This window comes from Yersinia enterocolitica subsp. enterocolitica (assembly GCF_901472495.1).
GTDB classification, from domain to species: domain Bacteria; phylum Pseudomonadota; class Gammaproteobacteria; order Enterobacterales; family Enterobacteriaceae; genus Yersinia; species Yersinia enterocolitica.
Genome location: NZ_LR590469.1, coordinates 1,915,892 through 1,931,331 on the forward strand (window position 1 = coordinate 1,915,892; position 15,440 = coordinate 1,931,331).

Genomic DNA, 15,440 nt, shown 5'->3' on the forward strand with positions numbered 1-15,440 from the left:
ACTACTGGTAACAGCCCTGCCCCTTGCGGCTTATGGTTGTTACCTCTGTTACCAGTGTTACCAGTTCTCAATAAGACTCGCGTGAGTGTATTAACCTAAAACCGTGCTGTTGAACTGATAGACCCGTTTAAGCCCCATTTCTGGCAGGCGAATGTTTTTCTGTGTCCGGGCATCCTCTGGCACATCGAGATAACCGGCCTTTACACAGAGTTGAGCCACTTTCTTGGCATCAAAGCCCTTGCAGATTTCTTTCCAGCCGGTGGCTAAAATAAAGAACGTCGTCACCGCATCTTCTTTGTTATTGCCTTTATCCACTCGCCGGAAGCCCACCATGTTAGCCGGGCGGCTGCGCTCGTCATGCCAGTCAGCAAAGCGGCTGAACTGATTACGGGTAATGAACTCTTTTACCTGTTCCAGTGCGGCGGCGTCTTCCTGATTGGCGGTGTGGCCACGATCCCCCATCCACGCATTAAGGCAGGTTTGTGCTGCCCGGAACGCCTCGCCCTCTGGCCAGCCGGTGATCCCAACCTGTGTGGCCAACTCTCCGGCCATTGCCACCAGTGCAAAACGGGTAACTGCGCGGCCCACCTGATTACCGGCGTTCTCCGGGGTAAGCAGCCGGGTGTATTCTTTTAGCAGTATCTTGGCCTTGCTGGTCATGCCGGTCAGGTCTGCGGTTAACAGCCGCAACCAAGCACGGAACGGTTCGCCATAGCAGGAAGCAACCGCCTGTTCTAAGTGCTCCGACAGGGCTTTACCTCCGGCAAAGCCGTGCAACTCTTCAAATACACCATGCTTACCGGAATCACTGGGGATCTGCACCATCCGCACTTCCACACCGGCATAAGTACGCTCTCCGGCGTTGGCCGCATGTTCGACTAACGACAATTCACCGGTAGACAGAAACAACAGACACCAACGGTTAGCCTCGCGTAAGCTGCCGTCAGTACGCGCACGCGCTTTCCCTTGGCCATTCGCCAGCATATAGGCGATATTCCCGGCCTCTCTGCCATCCACTTCCCGTATTTCGTCTAACATTAGGGTGGCATCATTGCGACGGCTGGCGGTGCCCTCCAGCGCGTTACCGGTTGAGCGCCACGTATGCCAGAAGTCAGTGCCACCACAGACTGAAGCCGCTACTTTCATGGTGGTGGTTTTACCGTCCGTTGATTCCCCTTTCAGGTGATAACCACCGCCGCCCACACCGACCAGTTTTAACAGTGGTGAGGCAAAAGAGAGACTGACCGAAAACGCCACCCGGCCATTACCGACGCAATAACGGGAAACCTGATCGCGCCATTCGTCCAGTGTTCCGGCAGTCCTGAAATCCCGCCCCAGTACGCTGGCGGTTTGTAAGATTACCGACTCAGCCCCAACGCCGATCACTTCGTCTTGCAGCACATAAACCGAACCATGCCAGCCGGTTTTATTAACACAAGTTACCTTGCGCTCTGGCTTGCACAGGGAAAGGTATTCCATCAAATGCGCCCGCGCCTGCCCGGTGGTACTGATATAAGACAGGCCATTGCTCAACAGAATGCGCCGCAGCTCTTCCCCGCTGCTACTGAGCATCTCCATCGGCATGGCCCACTTACGGCTAATACCGTTGGTGTCTTCCCATTCCAGCAAGCGGCCATAGTTGCCGCCGTCAGAATCGCAGGTAATCGCCGTGACTCTTACCGGGCTGCACAGTTTGATATTGCGGATCTCGGTATCACCATCAGACTTATTCACCAGCTTGTCATACCAAAGATATTCCTGCGTTAAGCGGAACCCCTGCGGCAGTTTGGTTTTGCCTTTACCAAACAGGATCATTTCTTCCCGAAAGGCTTCTTTAGCCCGTTCCAGCCCATTATCACGGCGGTAATCGTCCCAATCCGCTTTATGACGGGTAGGAGGTAGTGATACCCAACCATCTACTGCTTTAGCGGCTTTCTCGGCCCACTGTTTGCCGGTGTTCTCTTTACCATCATCAAAATCGTTATCCCCGGCGATAATCAACCGCGCATCGGGCCATTTATGGCGCAGGTGTTGCGCCACGTTCGGCAGATTGTTAGCCGCGACTGCCGCCACAACCAGCCCATCAGTTAACATATCCAGCGTTAAAGCCGTGGCATAACCCTCAGTGATAACTACCAGCTCTGGGTTATCCCCTGCCTCTAATGGGTGAACCGCAATAAACGCCCCTTTAAGCACCGTATTGGGCAATAACCGCTTGTCACCTAACGGGCTGATAAGCTGGCCACCGGTTAACCTGCCGTCGATATCAGTTAGCGGTAACAACAAAGAGCCTGCCGGGAAGTCCATCCCTCCCGTTTTATGAACATCCTGCGTAATAGATTGGCTATGACCAGACAACCCCTTATCAGCCAGATAACTGCTTTCTCCGCTGCTGCAATGGGCTAGCAAAGCGTGGTAAGCCTTGGCCACCATCGCCTTTTTGCGCTCTTCGGGAATTTCATTTCTGGCAGGCTTAATCGCTTCCTGCGGTGCATTCGGTAAGGCTAGCGCCTTGGCCACCTCAGTTGCCGCCTGAAATGCCCCGTTGCCAGATACCAAACGAATGAGATCCAACCCATCACCATGACTGCACTGGCTACAAATCCATGTGCCACGGCCCCCTTGATCATCAAAGCGAAAACGATCACTACCGCCACACTTCGGGCAAGCGCCGTGTTTACCATTCTCTGGCACGGTAATACCCAACGCTGGCAAAATATGCGGCCAACGCCCACGGGCCGCTTGCAGCGTTTCAGAGACAAATTGACTGCTCATCGCGGCGTCTCCATTGTAAATATGAAAAGAAATAACAATGACGGGAATAAATTAACGGCTTTCATTCTTTCCCCTGTCAAATTCGTTATCCAATACAGAATCTAAATCTTCATAAATACAATCAAAGACAGCCGCTATATTGACTGAATTAACATGAGGCTGTGGGGTTTCATTTTTTGAGTACAATAACTCTCTCATTAATTCTGAAACCAGCATGGCCCGTAGAACTTTATCTACACTTCCCTGCGCTAAATTATATTTAGTCGTCATGTTATGCCTCCTGCACAGGCAAACGCCCGGCAAAAAGCAGTATGTAATCTGCGGCATAACGGCGGCGGGCTGTCTTCTCATTCTCTGCGGTGATATGCAGCATGACAGGGCTAATTTTCTGTTGGGTGCGGTTGATCGCAGCAAAGATGTAGGTACACTTTGACGTAGCCATTGCGTTAGTTCCTCTAACATGATGGTCAGGCCCGGCTTGGTGTTGGTAGCACCTTGACGGGCCGCTGTATTTTGTCGGTACGTCGTGTTAACGTACGTACCTAACGAAAGACAGCTTATGAGGTTATGTACGTACGTGTCAACTATAAAACGAGATAAAAGCCCGAAAGGTGACGGTCTATCGCCAACATTCCAAATTCGTATCGCGCCAGAACTGCGTGAACAACTTAATGCGGAAGCGGCTAAAGATGGCGTGAGCCTTGGCAATTGGTTTAAAGAGCTGGCCCGGCAGGAATTAAAACGCCGTGGCATAGAACCTAAAGCATAAATACTTTTGTCAGTAATATAACCGTATATATCCGAACCTATTTTATTGACGGAAATAACGGTGAATGAGATAGTCAAATCAGCATTAATTGAATTATTTTTCATTGTTGTTTTCCGATAGAAGAGAACCATACCCGGCCCAGCAGCCGGGTATTTCTTATCTGTAATATAAGAATTAACTTAGCGCTATTGCGGAAACCCAGCCTTTACCAGCCATAATAGTGGCGTCTGATAAACTAAATTCCCTCGGCTTACTTATTTTTGCTTTAACACCACGCTTAGAAAAATAAGAACGGTTAGCACTAAAACGTAACCGGTCAGTGCCAATGCTGGCGGGGCTATCAGTAACCGCCAAACCACTTAAATAAAAATGACCTTTGTCCTGAAAATCTTCTTCCACTTCGATGGAGCAAAACAGTTTTTGCCCCAGTTCGTTATAACTCATCAATTTAGCCGTGTGCCGGATACGGGCATACAAATGAACAATGCCACTTTGCTTATCACTGCGTAGCGCCAGCACCTCACCTAAATTATCCCGGTCACGTTTGTGTTCTTCCCAAATCAACGCGGTGTAAGTGCGTACATCATAGGTTTCAGCCATATCAAGCAGCCACTGTGATTCAATTTTGCGGCTATCAATGGTGGTTCCCTCGGTAGCAATACATATCCAACCGGTAGTTAATTGCGAATCAGTCATTTGCTACCTCACTTCTTAACCAGAGTAATAGCGGCTTCATCTGCGGCGGCATACAAGAAACCATTACCTAAGGCATAACCCTCATTGCGCAGGTAGCTATGTTCGTAGGCGCTACGGTCTTCAACAAATTCAGCCCGAAAACGGCGGCTTCCTTTCTGTGTATAAATATGCAGATTGCTCAATGTAGTTACCGCCAAGCGTTTACCGGGCATAAATGGCGGGACAAAGGCAAAACGACCAGCAACTGAACCCATTAGCATTTGTGCCGCTGCTGTATCTGCCGGGCGGTCTGCGGCATTAAATAAACGTAGCCTTTCCGCTGCCGCCAGTTCTGCCCCCACCATGACCACTAAGCGGGGATCTTCCCGGTAGGCTTCGGGGATTTTTTCCGTAATTAAATGGTTAGCCAGGGCATCTAAATGTGGAAATTCGCCCCCTTCACCAAGGGTTAATTCATCAGTTATAACCTGAGATCCGTTATTAAAGTCTTTGGCTATGGTGTGCCAACCAATATTAACGTCCTCCCCTTTTGGATTAGCTATAGGATCTGTTGGATAAGCAATTCGCTGACCATTAAGACCCACCCGTAACATATCCAATGAAATTGCCATACCGAAGAAATCAGAAACTGTCTGAGTAAAGTGCTCAATACCACCAATATTGGCAATCGTGCCCATTCGCTCATAAGATAGCGAAGCACAAGAATCCGTATCAGCCAACGAATAATCAGTACCTGCAACTTTTAATTCGCGATTAAAACGCCCATTAATAGAGCGCCCGGTATATAAAGTGGATTCACCTATTTCAATACATTGCCCTTGCAACTCCTCCACATCCAGTAACGTAATATTATTCATCATCCAGCCTGATTCCAGCATAGACATACGTAACTGATTTTCAGCCGGTTCAGATATTGAAAAACTCTTTTCATTATCGAATGCTTGACTAATACCGCCAATAAAATTGGCATGAAACTGTCCTGCCATAGCAGGAGGATTGACTCTGGCCATTAGTATTACCTTATGTTATATAATTTCAGTTTATTTATTATTAAAGTGAGTTTTTTATTATTCGTATTTTATCTGTGAGCCAACTAGATTTATTTTTCATCAGCCCAACAAAATCATCCAGCGACATTTTACTTCTCATACTTTCAGACTCGATTTGATAATACTGTTTACTTAATAAAGCAATTTCTTTCCCTCCGTTATTTAGTGAGTATTTATCTTTAGGTACAGTACATTTTTCTAATATATTTTTAAGTGCATGTTCTAATTTATTTAGCTCTTTCCAAGCATACTTGTGTGACGTTAGTCCGCTGCTAAACCTATCCCCCTGATAGGTTTCCGATGGAAGAGAATCCATTGGTAATAGCTCCATGACTTTACCTTTAAAACCTTTACTCCCCTCACTCAGCATCTGCTCAACCTGTCCTCGCAGTAGCCCTAACAATCCTTTACGTGCTGAAACTGAGGCTTTAGTATTTTCTAACCTTAGCTTTGCATTCTCCACACGATCATTAAGATTAGACATTAACCCTCGGATATTACCATTATAACTGGACAGGCTACTCACTCCCCGCTGAACATTATTTAGCTCAATATTGAGTTGTGAGATTTCATGCTCTACCGCTTTCACTTTTATTTCTTCTTGCTTACAAATTTGTTGCCCACGTTCAATTAGTGTATTTATTTCACAAGGTGTACAATTTGAACGAGAGGTTGCATAACCCGTTAATAATTCGAACTGTTCCAATAAGTGAGCCATCTTCTTTAATCGATATATTTCGATTACCCGGATTGCATAGCCAGCATCACCCTGTTCAGGGGTAAATGGTATTGGCTGATATGTCACAATAGTATTGATATCATCATCATACTTTGTCAGTTGTAATTCTTTTAGCATCTCATTTCTCTCTTTGAAATATTTCCATCAATCCAATTAATTACTTCCCCCTCTACCCATGCAACGGATCTTTCTCCGATAGGGATATTGTTAGGGAAATTCCCTTCTTTCATCTTAAAATAAATAGTAGAACGCTTTAACCCGGTAATAGACATCACATCGGGTAACCGTATTAACCTTTTTGCCATATTATTTATGGCAATAGAATCCCGCTCCATAAAGTTATCCTTTAATAGACTTGTATAAATGTGTGAAGACGCTATTAGACTTACATTTCCCCTAACCGATGTAAATATAGAGTTAGAGAACCATGCCAAGTCACACATTAGTTTATGGTCATTTTTTGCACTGCCAAGAACGAATATTGGTGAATATAGGTGAATATGGGTGAGCAGCCTCATTCGTAAAGAAACGTAAATAACTATAATCTGAGAGCGATACAGCTAAATCCCCTCGGATGCCTATAGACTTACACGCAATATGCTTTCTGTAAAGTTCATGACTTGGCACTCCCAACAAAATCAATTCTTGTATTTTTACTTTTTAATAACAATATCCAATGTTTTTTATCATTAAGTTAGTATTACTTAGTATCAGTTAGTTTTTATTCGTATCTAGTTAATATGAGTTAATATAAATTTCGGTTAATTAAGCTGAAATTTATTGAACAAACAAATGTAACATTTTGTAAAATTAATAATATTTCACTGCATACCCCATTAGTTTGCTTAAGAGTCCATCGGATGCCCTTAGATTACTCGACTTTGGGAGGAATAAAACAGGTGATTTTAGTATGAAAAACCGGCAATGAATTTATCTTGTGTGAGTGATTTTTTGGGGGTGATTTTAAAGAGTGATGAGTACTAATAAAGGATGGGGAAAGATAGTAAGAAAAAATCAAGAAATTCGTAAAGATTCTATCGATTAGAATTAGTCATATGAAAATTGATTATCAGTCATATCGCTATAAGCCTCAAAATAAATGTATAGCGATATGTATAAATGATTAACTACAAATTAAAAATAAGCATTAAATACAATTAATTAAATAAATAATTCGATTCCAGTCGGGGACACCATTAGCACTTCTCAGCACTTCCTATCAAGTCCATAAAACCCTGTTAAAACAACGATAGATAGGCATTTTGTGTCTAAAGAGATTCCATAATGTTTAGTGAAATCTAAGCACATATGTGTATAGGATTGCGTATAACACTAGGTTCGATCTTTAGGGCTATACACATGCTACTCACAGATATTCAAATTCGCCGGGCTAAAGCCCAAGATAAAGTCTATACCTTGAATGATGGCAATAGCCTATCCCTATTGATTAAACCCAATAGCTCCAAGGGCTGGCACTTCCGCTATCGTTTTGCCGGGAAGCCTAAAATGATATCTTTCGGCCTGTATAGTGATGTTTCATTAGCCGATGCTCGCAAAGCTGAAAAGATAGCCCTACAGCGTTTCTATGCACAGCATCCATTGATAAACCAAAAAAATGAGAAACAAAGCTAAGCATATAACCTAATACCAAGATAATCCTCCCTCCCCTTTACTGACCTCAATCATAGTCTGACTATCCTTTAATGTGATAAAAAGTGTAAAATAGGTGAATATCGATACAGTAATCTGTAATTTGTCAATTTTTTATATTTATTAATATTAATTTCAAGAGGTTAGCGAGATGGGTTTGCCAAACTGTCCAAAATGCAATTCTGAGTATACATGGCAGGAAGGGGAAAAACTGAATTGCCCAGAATGTGGTAATGAGTGGTCAGAAAATAGCGATTCTGCAACTACCGATGAGGGTCTGGTAGTACGTGATGCCAATGGCAATTTGCTGGCCGACGGTGACGCGGTGACAGTTGTTAAAGATCTGAAAGTAAAAGGTAGCTCTTCAACCCTGAAAATTGGGACTAAAGTGAAAAGCATCCGCTTGGTTGAAGGTGACCACAACATCGATTGCAAAATTGATGGCTTTGGTCCGATGAAACTAAAATCTGAGTTTGTGAAGAAAAGCTGATAGCTCGACTCCCCTTGATCACCATCGTGCTACGGTGCAAGGGGATTATTTATCTCTCCTATCCCTAAAAATATCCTATCACTCCCTCTGGTCGCTCAGAAATCACTGCCATTGTAAATTTCCTCCTCTAGCTTTCCATCCGCCACTCTGGCGAAAAAAACTTATTTAGATGAGGTTAATGACAAAGTGCCCGTAACGGTGAAAACAGGCAGATCGTAAGGACGCCGTAAACCCTTCCCTGGCGCGGACACTTTACTCTTCTACCTGCCTTCACCTTGCAAGATCGAGTTATCGAGGTTTGTCAGTAGTCTGATTTAGATATATCTTTTTCACATCATCTCTTGCTAATTTCGATATATCGATCTAGATTAGATATATCGAAACGTTTTCGATATATCTAAAGGAGATTCATTATGTTTGGTTTTTCAAAACGTGGTCATCGTTGTGGTGAAGAACACCACGAAGGGCAACGCCGTTGTGGTGACAGAATGCATCGCGGCGGTCGCCATCATATGGCAACTGAAGCAATCGAAGCCGCAAGAGGCGGTAGACGTGGGCGCGGTGAAAAAATGCAGCGCTTGTTTGAACATGGCGATTTGCGGGTTGTTCTGCTGGCGCTGCTTGATAAAAAGCCCAGCCATGGCTATGAACTGATTAAAGCTATCGAAGAGGCATCTTCAGGCTTATATGTACCTAGCCCAGGTGTTATCTATCCAACACTGACATTGCTAGAAGAGCAGGATTTTGTTACTCCAGTAGCCACTGGTAATGGCCGTAAAAGCTACCAAATTACCGATGCTGGTAAAGCTGAATTACAACAAAATCAACAAATGGTTGATGCTATTTTTGCACGACTGGCGCAAGTAAATCGCCGCCCTGAAGGCAATATGGCTGAAGGTATTTCTGATGCAATGCACCGTTTACGCCATATTCTACGTAGCAGCATGATGCGTTCGGATGTCACACCAGAGCAGGTTGAGCATATTAATGCAGCATTACTGACCGCAGTAGAAACCATTGAAAAAGCGTTAGAACCCAAGGCGACAGAGACGAATGAACCGGAGAACAGCTAATGTCGGGATATCGTTATCGAATCACCATTGAACCATTGACGGATCGCAAAGGCGAGCCTCTGGATAAAGCGCCAGTGACATTCGAAGCCGAGAATCATGATGAGATCCTCGGCATCATCGAACGGCTACAGGCGCGTGAAGATCTGGATTTTGGTAAAGAAAAAACAGCAGCATTTGCACTAGGTCTGAAACTGTTTTCAGAAACTATGATGGAGAATCGCAAGCATCCGGTATTTGCCCCATTACGAACTGCATTTATGGATTTTATGACTAACTTGAAGAAAGGCTCGACACGCGATCGTAGTGAGTGAAACATCATAAATTTAAAATAAAAATACAGCGGTACCCGAATACTATTCGTCGCCGGGAACATCAGCCATAGCCACCATTCCCGGCGAATTATTTAACTCAAATCAGCACCATTACTGGCAATGACTTTTTTATACCAATAGAAAGATTTCTTTTTCTTGCGTGCTAAAGAACCCTTGCCCAAATCGTCACGATCAACATAAACAAATCCATAGCGTTTGCTCATTTCTCCAGTTGAGGCAGAAACTAAATCGATACATCCCCATGAGGTATATCCGATGACCGGAATGCCATCGTCGATAGCTTCCGCCATAGCTTTAATATGTTCACGTAGATAACTAATACGGTAATCGTCTTCAATTTCGCCCAGCGGATTAATTTCATCCTTAGCACCTAATCCATTTTCAACCAGAAATAGTGGCTTCTGGTAACGGTCATACATCATATTCATGGTGACGCGTAAACCTAAAGGATCAATGCCCCAGCCCCATTCACTGGCTTGAATATGTGGATTTTTCAAAGATTTCACAATATTAGCTGCGCTGCTGTTATGCTCATTCATATCCGCCGAAGCACAACGCGAAGCGTAATAACTGAAAGAGACGAAATCCACCTCATGTTTAAGAATATCGTCATCACCCACTTGGGTGGCAATTGAAATTCCCTTCTCTCTGAAAAGGCGTTTTGTATAAGCGGGATAAGCCCCACGGGCCTGCACATCAATAAAAAATAGATTTTCCCTATCTTTTTCCAGCGCGGCCCAAACATCTTCGGGTTTACAGGTTCGCGGATAAAAATTCCCTCCCGCCAGCATGCAACCTACCTGATTCTCAGGATTGACCTCATGAGCAATTTTAGTCGCTAATGCACTGGCGAGCAGTTCGTGATGAGCAGCTTGGTATTTTACCTGTTCCTGATTTTCATTCGGCTCAAAGACCAAACCAGCACCTGAAAATGGGCTATGAAGCAGGATATTAATTTCGTTAAATGTGAGCCAATATTTCACCAAACCATCGAAGGCCTCAAAACATGTTCGGGCATAACGCGTAAAAAACTCAACCATTTTTCGGTTACGCCACGAGCCATATTCCGTGACCAGATGCATGGGTACATCAAAGTGACACAGTGTTACCAGCGGCTCAATATTGTGCTTCTTGCATTCATTAAAGAGGTCGCGATAAAAGGCAATGCCCTCGGCATTCGGTGTCAATTCATCGCCATTAGGGTAAATCCGGCTCCATGCAATTGATGTACGGAATACGGTAAACCCCATTTCTGCCATTAACGCGATATCATCTTTATAGCGATGATAAAAATCAATGGCCTGATGACTAGGGTAAAACTCATCATCTCTTAAGGTAAAACGCTTTTCCTGCCCTAATTTCACTGCCAAACGGTGTTCCCCATGAGGGATCATATCCACCGTTGCCAGCCCTTTTCCACCTTCAAAACAAGCACCTTCGGCCTGGTTTGCGGCTAATGCGCCGCCCCATAAAAAACCGTCGGGAAATGTTGATACTGACATTCAATACCTCTTTATTTAGTTAATTTTCACTGCGCTGTGTGAAACAGTTGAAGCAGGAGAATCGGCACGGCTATCCGCACTATCTTCGACAGGGATATCTTCAAATCCCAGTAAGAGTGTTGTGACGAAAGAAATGACTATTGCCAGAATCATGACGCCAAACACCCATACAATGCTCATTGGATTGGCCGGCTCGAAGAACTGAACACTGGTGAATAACCCAGGCGAGGCCATGGAATGGCTGGCTAACCCACCGATTCCCGCCACGGCACCACAGATAAACCCACTGATAAGGCTGGCGATTAACGGGCGTTTAAGCCGCAATGCTACCCCATAAAGTGCCGGTTCAGAGATGCCCGCTACAATAGCGGAAGCCGCAGCAGCCAACGCCGTTTGGCGTAATTCAGGGTTTTTGGTGCGCCAGGCAACCGCCAGAGATGAACCGCCCAATGAAAGGTTGGCACCAATTTCTGATGGCATCACCATGCCCTCCTTGCCCGTTTCGGCAATGGTCTGGATGATGGTTGGCGTAAAGACTCGGTGCATACCCGTCATAACCAATAATGGCCAAAGCGCTCCCATAATTGCCACGGAGAGCCAGCCCAGATAATCATGAACGGTATACACCAAAGAGGAAATACCGCTGCCAATCCAGATTCCCAGTGGCCCAATAAACATGATGGCAATAGGGGCAGAAATCAGCACGATCAGCATCGGTTTAAGGAAGTTTTTAGTCACCGCCGGTGTAATACGGTCAACCCAGCGCTCAATATAAGACAGCAGCCAGGTCATACAGAGTGCCGGGATCACCGTATAGGTGTACTTCACCGCCGTAACGGATACGCCCATAAATTCAACATGTTGGCCTTGCGCAGCTTTGGCCATTAAATCAATAAACGCCGGATGAACCAACACCCCGGCAATGGCGATAGCCAGCGACATATTGGTTTTGAATTTTATCGCCGCAGAAGCCGCCACCATTACTGGCAGGAAGAAGAAAGCACCGTCGCCAATCACATTAAGGATGATGAGAGTTGATGAGCCTTTCTCAAAAATGCCGGTCATATCCAGTATCATCGCCAGCAGTTTTACCATCGAACCACCGATGATGGCAGGGATCAACGGTGACATGGTGCCAATCAATGCATCCAGTATCCCAGCCCCAATCCGCTTTAAGGTGATTTTGCTTTTCTGGGGTAATGCGTTTGCCGGCAATGCGCCTTCAGGCAACAATTTGAGTACTTCAGCAAAGGCATAACTCACATTATTCCCAATGATAACCTGGCACTGATTTTCACTGTGTACCACACCCAACACTCCGGTGATGGCTTTTAATTTTGCCAAATCGACCACAGTCTTATCATTGAGTACAAAGCGTAAGCGTGTCATGCAGTGGGTCACAGCCCCAATATTATTGGCCCCACCAATGGCATCGACTATCTGTTGAGATACTGCGGCATAATTTTTTGACATGAGTAACAACTCCCCGTAATGGCGCGCGCTGAGCTAAGTGTCCCTTCTGCACTGAGGGAATTCCCTCATCGCCACGAACTCACAATTAGCCATCAAATTCATATAGTTATAAATTATTCACTGACCGAAAATATCTTATCTATAAACATTCCCATATAGATAGGTAACCGGTTCCACATGAGAGTCTTAAAATATGAGGTAGAATTCAATAGATAGATTTATTCAATTTTCATTCTGTGATGATGATCGACATCGAGAGGGAATTTATTCTGCTCAGCAACCTGCTTCTCGGCGGCGCTAACGTGTAGAATAGTAATAATTTTCAACGTGTCAGGAAGAGCCTATGTCTACAATGCAAGAAGTGGCAAAGAAAGCCGGTGTTTCAAAAGCCACTGTTTCGCGTGTTTTGTCGGGCAAAGGCTATGTCAGTGATGCAACTAAAGAAAGTGTCTTTAAAGCCATTGAAGAGACGGGATATCGGCCAAATTTACTGGCGAGGAATCTGGCGACCAATAAATCTGAATGCATCGGATTGGTGGTCACCAATACCCTGTATAACGGCAGCTACTTTAATGAAATCCTGTCTCAAGCGGCGCAAAAATTAGAAAAAAATGGTCGTCAGTTAGTTCTGGTTGATGGGAAACACAGTGCTGAAGAGGAACAAGAGGCTATTCAGTTCCTGCTAGACTTACGCTGTGATGCAATAATAATTTATCCCCGGTTTTTAACTGTTGATGCCATGGATCTTATTATTGATCAATATAAGCAGCCGATTATGGTGGTTAACAGAAAGCTGCGTAAAAATCATAGCCATTGTATTTTCTGCGATCATAAAGGTTCCAGCTATAATGCGACTAAATATCTTATTGATCAGGGCCATCGCGATATTGCCTTTATTACCGGCTCACTTGATTCACCTACCGCGATTGAGCGACTTTCTGGATATAAGACAGCATTAGCGGCATTTTCACTACCCATTCCGGACAAACTTATTGCGCAAGGTAAATGGACGCCTGCAAGTGGAGCCACTGCAGTTGAGTCTTTATTAGCCAGCCAGTTACCTTTTAGCGCAATTATCGCCAGTAACGATGATATGGCCATTGGGGCGATGAAAAAATTAAACGAAGCCGGATTAAAAGTCCCAGAAGATGTTTCCATCATCGGGTTTGATAATATTCCGATCGCGCCTTTCCTGTTACCGCCATTATCCAGTATCAAAGATCCCGTCAGTGGCATGATAAATGAAGTTATTAACAGGTTGATATCTATGTTAGATGGCGGCTATCTATCAAATGAAAATATATTTCAATCTGAATTGTTCATTAGAGATTCTGTCGGCAAAGGGCCTTTCTTTACAGAAAATAAGGTCAAATAGCCTTATTTTTTATAATTTCGATATTAAAAAAGGAGCCAAGGCTCCTTTCAGACAGATGCCAAAGTCAAATGAAGGGGAAGCGTGCCGTTGGGGTCGTAACGGCGTAAGCCGTCGAAGTGCCCCTAGGTGCGATAAACCCTTCACTCACTAAGCAACAGCTTTGCCATTAACCTTAAAGGAGCCTAGGCTCCTTTAAGGTAGAACAACGCAGATTATTTAGTTCGAACACCTTCGACGGACAGAATCAATTCAACTTCTTGTGATGCCGGGCCTAAATCAGTGGTGATATTAAAGTCTTTCAGCTTAATATTACCATTAGCTTCAAAACCGGCACGATAACCGCCCCACGGGTCATTACCCTGGCCAGTCAGCTTACTTTCCAAGGTCACTGGCTTAGTCACACCATTTAATGTCAGGTTACCGACTACAGTATAACCTTCAGCATTTTTCTTCACTTCAGTCGACGTAAATGTCGCTTGTGGGAATTTACCGACGTTCAGGAATTCTTTGCTGCGCAGATGTTTATCACGTTCAGCATGATTGGTATCAACACTGTTAGTGTTAATCACCACATTCACTTTATCAGCTGCGGGATTCTTTTCATCAAAAGTGAAAGAACCATCGAAATCATTAAAACTGCCATATAACCAGCTATAGCCTAAGTGTTTAATCCGGAATTCGATAAAGGCGTGTTGACCTTCTTTATCAATTTTATATTCGGCGGCTACGGCACTACCAGCGGTAAACATCAGTGCGCCTACAGTCAGGCCCAATAGGGTCTTATTAAACATACTTAATTCTCCATAATACAGTTGGTTAATCGGTGCTACGTCCCAGCATCCGTTTAAGGGTAATATCACCATCAATAAAATGGTGTTTAATTGCGGCCAGCCCATGTAATAGTGAAAGCACCACTACGGCCCAAGCCAGATAAAGATGCACAGTACCCGCGGTATCAGCCTGATCAGGTAAACTTGTTAATGTTGCAGGAACAGCAAACCAACCAAATACAGAGATCGGTTGCCCATCAGCCGTCGAGATCAAATAACCGCTGAACATAAGACAAAATAAAACAATATATAAAAACAGATGTGCCAATACCGCACTGATGCGAGTGAACCGACTATAACTGGATAAAGGCCTTGGTGGCGGAGAAATAAAGCGCCAAATAACCCGAAATAACATCACAACAAAAAGTATACAACCGATGCTTTTATGTATTTCAGGTGCCTGATGATACCAGCCATCATAGTAGCCTAAAGTCACCATCCATAAACCCAGAGCAAACAGTGCATATACTGTCAATGCCACCAGCCAGTGGATACTAATAGTGATACGGCCAAACTGTTCCCTGGTATTTTTCCAAAGCATAATGATTCCCTTTTGCTCAACTTATAGAACAATAGTCAAACATTATGAAACATAAAATCAACTCTTATTTGATATAAGATATATTTCCGCAACAGCAATCAGATATTTTGCAGAAGTTTATAATTTCTCGGTCAATATAACTGTCG

The 15,440-nt window shown here is 44.3% G+C and carries 16 protein-coding genes and 1 pseudogene; 6 read left to right on the plus strand and 11 right to left on the minus strand.

Features of this window, described 5'->3' with window-relative positions; all coding sequences use genetic code 11:
* Positions 1–90: 90 nt before the first annotated feature.
* The 3 genes from FGL26_RS09025 to FGL26_RS09035 are packed head-to-tail and all read right to left on the minus strand — an operon-like array spanning position 91 to position 3,217.
* Positions 91–2,775, minus strand: coding sequence for a DUF927 domain-containing protein (locus FGL26_RS09025; protein ID WP_032912787.1), 2,685 nt, complete (start codon positions 2,773–2,775; stop codon positions 91–93).
* Between the two features lie 51 nt (positions 2,776–2,826).
* Positions 2,827–3,045 (minus strand): hypothetical protein, encoded by a 219-nt coding sequence (locus FGL26_RS09030; protein ID WP_032912789.1) that lies wholly within the window; start codon positions 3,043–3,045, stop codon positions 2,827–2,829.
* Position 3,046: 1 nt separating this feature from the next.
* On the minus strand, positions 3,047–3,217 hold the full coding sequence (locus FGL26_RS09035) for a host cell division inhibitor Icd-like protein (RefSeq protein ID WP_004703797.1): 171 nt from the start codon (positions 3,215–3,217) through the stop codon (positions 3,047–3,049).
* Positions 3,218–3,352: 135 nt separating this feature from the next.
* Between FGL26_RS09035 and FGL26_RS09040 the strand changes: the two genes are divergently transcribed.
* Positions 3,353–3,544, plus strand: a complete 192-nt coding sequence (locus tag FGL26_RS09040) for a toxin-antitoxin system HicB family antitoxin (RefSeq protein WP_004703800.1) — start codon at positions 3,353–3,355, stop codon at positions 3,542–3,544.
* A gap of 174 nt (positions 3,545–3,718) precedes the next feature.
* On the opposite strand, the gene FGL26_RS09045 is transcribed toward FGL26_RS09040, so the two are convergent.
* From FGL26_RS09045 to FGL26_RS09060, 4 genes are read right to left on the minus strand one after another with little or no spacing between them, the layout of a single operon-like run.
* Positions 3,719–4,240, minus strand: coding sequence for a GPO family capsid scaffolding protein (locus FGL26_RS09045; protein WP_032912790.1), 522 nt, complete (start codon positions 4,238–4,240; stop codon positions 3,719–3,721).
* A gap of 8 nt (positions 4,241–4,248) precedes the next feature.
* A complete protein-coding gene (locus FGL26_RS09050) occupies positions 4,249–5,250 on the minus strand; it encodes a P2 family phage major capsid protein (RefSeq protein ID WP_050498977.1) in 1,002 nt (333 codons plus the stop codon).
* 40 nt (positions 5,251–5,290) lie between these two features.
* Positions 5,291–6,145 carry a hypothetical protein gene (locus FGL26_RS09055; protein WP_032912791.1) on the minus strand — a complete coding sequence of 285 codons (855 nt, stop codon included), beginning with the start codon at positions 6,143–6,145 and terminating at the stop codon, positions 5,291–5,293.
* Complete coding sequence (locus FGL26_RS09060) at positions 6,139–6,363, minus strand: AlpA family transcriptional regulator (protein WP_005172029.1); 225 nt, start codon at positions 6,361–6,363, stop codon at positions 6,139–6,141. Before FGL26_RS09060 ends, FGL26_RS09055 begins: the two co-directional genes overlap by 7 nt.
* A gap of 1,024 nt (positions 6,364–7,387) precedes the next feature.
* Between FGL26_RS09060 and FGL26_RS09065 the strand changes: the two are divergent.
* The 4 genes and pseudogenes from FGL26_RS09065 to FGL26_RS09080 form a co-directional block, all read left to right on the plus strand.
* Positions 7,388–7,606 (plus strand): annotated as a pseudogene (locus tag FGL26_RS09065) (Arm DNA-binding domain-containing protein); the annotation flags it as partial.
* A 223-nt stretch (positions 7,607–7,829) separates the two neighbouring features.
* Complete coding sequence (locus FGL26_RS09070; protein ID WP_005172035.1) at positions 7,830–8,168, plus strand: zinc ribbon domain-containing protein YjdM; 339 nt, start codon at positions 7,830–7,832, stop codon at positions 8,166–8,168.
* Positions 8,169–8,581: 413 nt separating this feature from the next.
* A complete protein-coding gene (locus tag FGL26_RS09075) occupies positions 8,582–9,241 on the plus strand; it encodes a PadR family transcriptional regulator (RefSeq protein WP_011815893.1) in 660 nt (219 codons plus the stop codon).
* The gene (locus FGL26_RS09080) at positions 9,241–9,552 is read left to right on the plus strand and encodes a DUF3861 domain-containing protein (protein WP_005158658.1); all 312 of its coding nucleotides are present in this window, start codon (positions 9,241–9,243) and stop codon (positions 9,550–9,552) included. The genes FGL26_RS09075 and FGL26_RS09080 overlap by 1 nt, the downstream gene beginning before the upstream one ends.
* 92 nt (positions 9,553–9,644) lie before the next feature.
* Here FGL26_RS09080 and FGL26_RS09085 read toward each other — a convergent pair whose 3' ends face one another.
* On the minus strand, positions 9,645–11,075 hold the full coding sequence (locus FGL26_RS09085; protein WP_032908569.1) for a 6-phospho-beta-glucosidase: 1,431 nt from the start codon (positions 11,073–11,075) through the stop codon (positions 9,645–9,647).
* 15 nt (positions 11,076–11,090) lie between these two features.
* Positions 11,091–12,548 carry a PTS cellobiose/arbutin/salicin transporter subunit IIBC gene (gene ascF / locus FGL26_RS09090; protein WP_032912793.1) on the minus strand — a complete coding sequence of 486 codons (1,458 nt, stop codon included), beginning with the start codon at positions 12,546–12,548 and terminating at the stop codon, positions 11,091–11,093.
* Between the two features lie 343 nt (positions 12,549–12,891).
* Between ascF and FGL26_RS09095 the strand changes: the two genes are divergently transcribed.
* Positions 12,892–13,923 carry a LacI family DNA-binding transcriptional regulator gene (locus FGL26_RS09095; protein WP_011815890.1) on the plus strand — a complete coding sequence of 344 codons (1,032 nt, stop codon included), beginning with the start codon at positions 12,892–12,894 and terminating at the stop codon, positions 13,921–13,923.
* 212 nt (positions 13,924–14,135) lie between these two features.
* On the opposite strand, the gene FGL26_RS09100 is transcribed toward FGL26_RS09095, so the two are convergent.
* Positions 14,136–14,714 carry a YceI family protein gene (locus FGL26_RS09100; protein WP_032908571.1) on the minus strand — a complete coding sequence of 193 codons (579 nt, stop codon included), beginning with the start codon at positions 14,712–14,714 and terminating at the stop codon, positions 14,136–14,138.
* A gap of 25 nt (positions 14,715–14,739) precedes the next feature.
* A complete protein-coding gene (locus tag FGL26_RS09105) occupies positions 14,740–15,294 on the minus strand; it encodes a cytochrome b (protein ID WP_005172055.1) in 555 nt (184 codons plus the stop codon).
* Positions 15,295–15,440: the final 146 nt, after the last annotated feature.

Coding starts and splice junctions, on each gene's coding strand:
- FGL26_RS09100 (WP_032908571.1), bottom strand. CDS start 14,714: ATGTTTAATAAGACCCTATTGGGCCTGACTGTAGGCGCACTGATGTTT.
- FGL26_RS09085 (WP_032908569.1), bottom strand. CDS start 11,075: ATGTCAGTATCAACATTTCCCGACGGTTTTTTATGGGGCGGCGCATTA.
- FGL26_RS09055 (WP_032912791.1), bottom strand. CDS start 6,145: ATGCTAAAAGAATTACAACTGACAAAGTATGATGATGATATCAATACT.
- FGL26_RS09075 (WP_011815893.1), top strand. CDS start 8,582: ATGTTTGGTTTTTCAAAACGTGGTCATCGTTGTGGTGAAGAACACCAC.
- FGL26_RS09025 (WP_032912787.1), bottom strand. CDS start 2,775: ATGAGCAGTCAATTTGTCTCTGAAACGCTGCAAGCGGCCCGTGGGCGT.
- FGL26_RS09035 (WP_004703797.1), bottom strand. CDS start 3,217: ATGGCTACGTCAAAGTGTACCTACATCTTTGCTGCGATCAACCGCACC.
- FGL26_RS09050 (WP_050498977.1), bottom strand. CDS start 5,250: ATGGCCAGAGTCAATCCTCCTGCTATGGCAGGACAGTTTCATGCCAAT.
- FGL26_RS09030 (WP_032912789.1), bottom strand. CDS start 3,045: ATGACGACTAAATATAATTTAGCGCAGGGAAGTGTAGATAAAGTTCTA.
- FGL26_RS09105 (WP_005172055.1), bottom strand. CDS start 15,294: ATGCTTTGGAAAAATACCAGGGAACAGTTTGGCCGTATCACTATTAGT.
- FGL26_RS09095 (WP_011815890.1), top strand. CDS start 12,892: ATGTCTACAATGCAAGAAGTGGCAAAGAAAGCCGGTGTTTCAAAAGCC.
- FGL26_RS09080 (WP_005158658.1), top strand. CDS start 9,241: ATGTCGGGATATCGTTATCGAATCACCATTGAACCATTGACGGATCGC.
- FGL26_RS09060 (WP_005172029.1), bottom strand. CDS start 6,363: ATGGAGCGGGATTCTATTGCCATAAATAATATGGCAAAAAGGTTAATA.
- FGL26_RS09070 (WP_005172035.1), top strand. CDS start 7,830: ATGGGTTTGCCAAACTGTCCAAAATGCAATTCTGAGTATACATGGCAG.
- ascF (WP_032912793.1), bottom strand. CDS start 12,548: ATGTCAAAAAATTATGCCGCAGTATCTCAACAGATAGTCGATGCCATT.
- FGL26_RS09045 (WP_032912790.1), bottom strand. CDS start 4,240: ATGACTGATTCGCAATTAACTACCGGTTGGATATGTATTGCTACCGAG.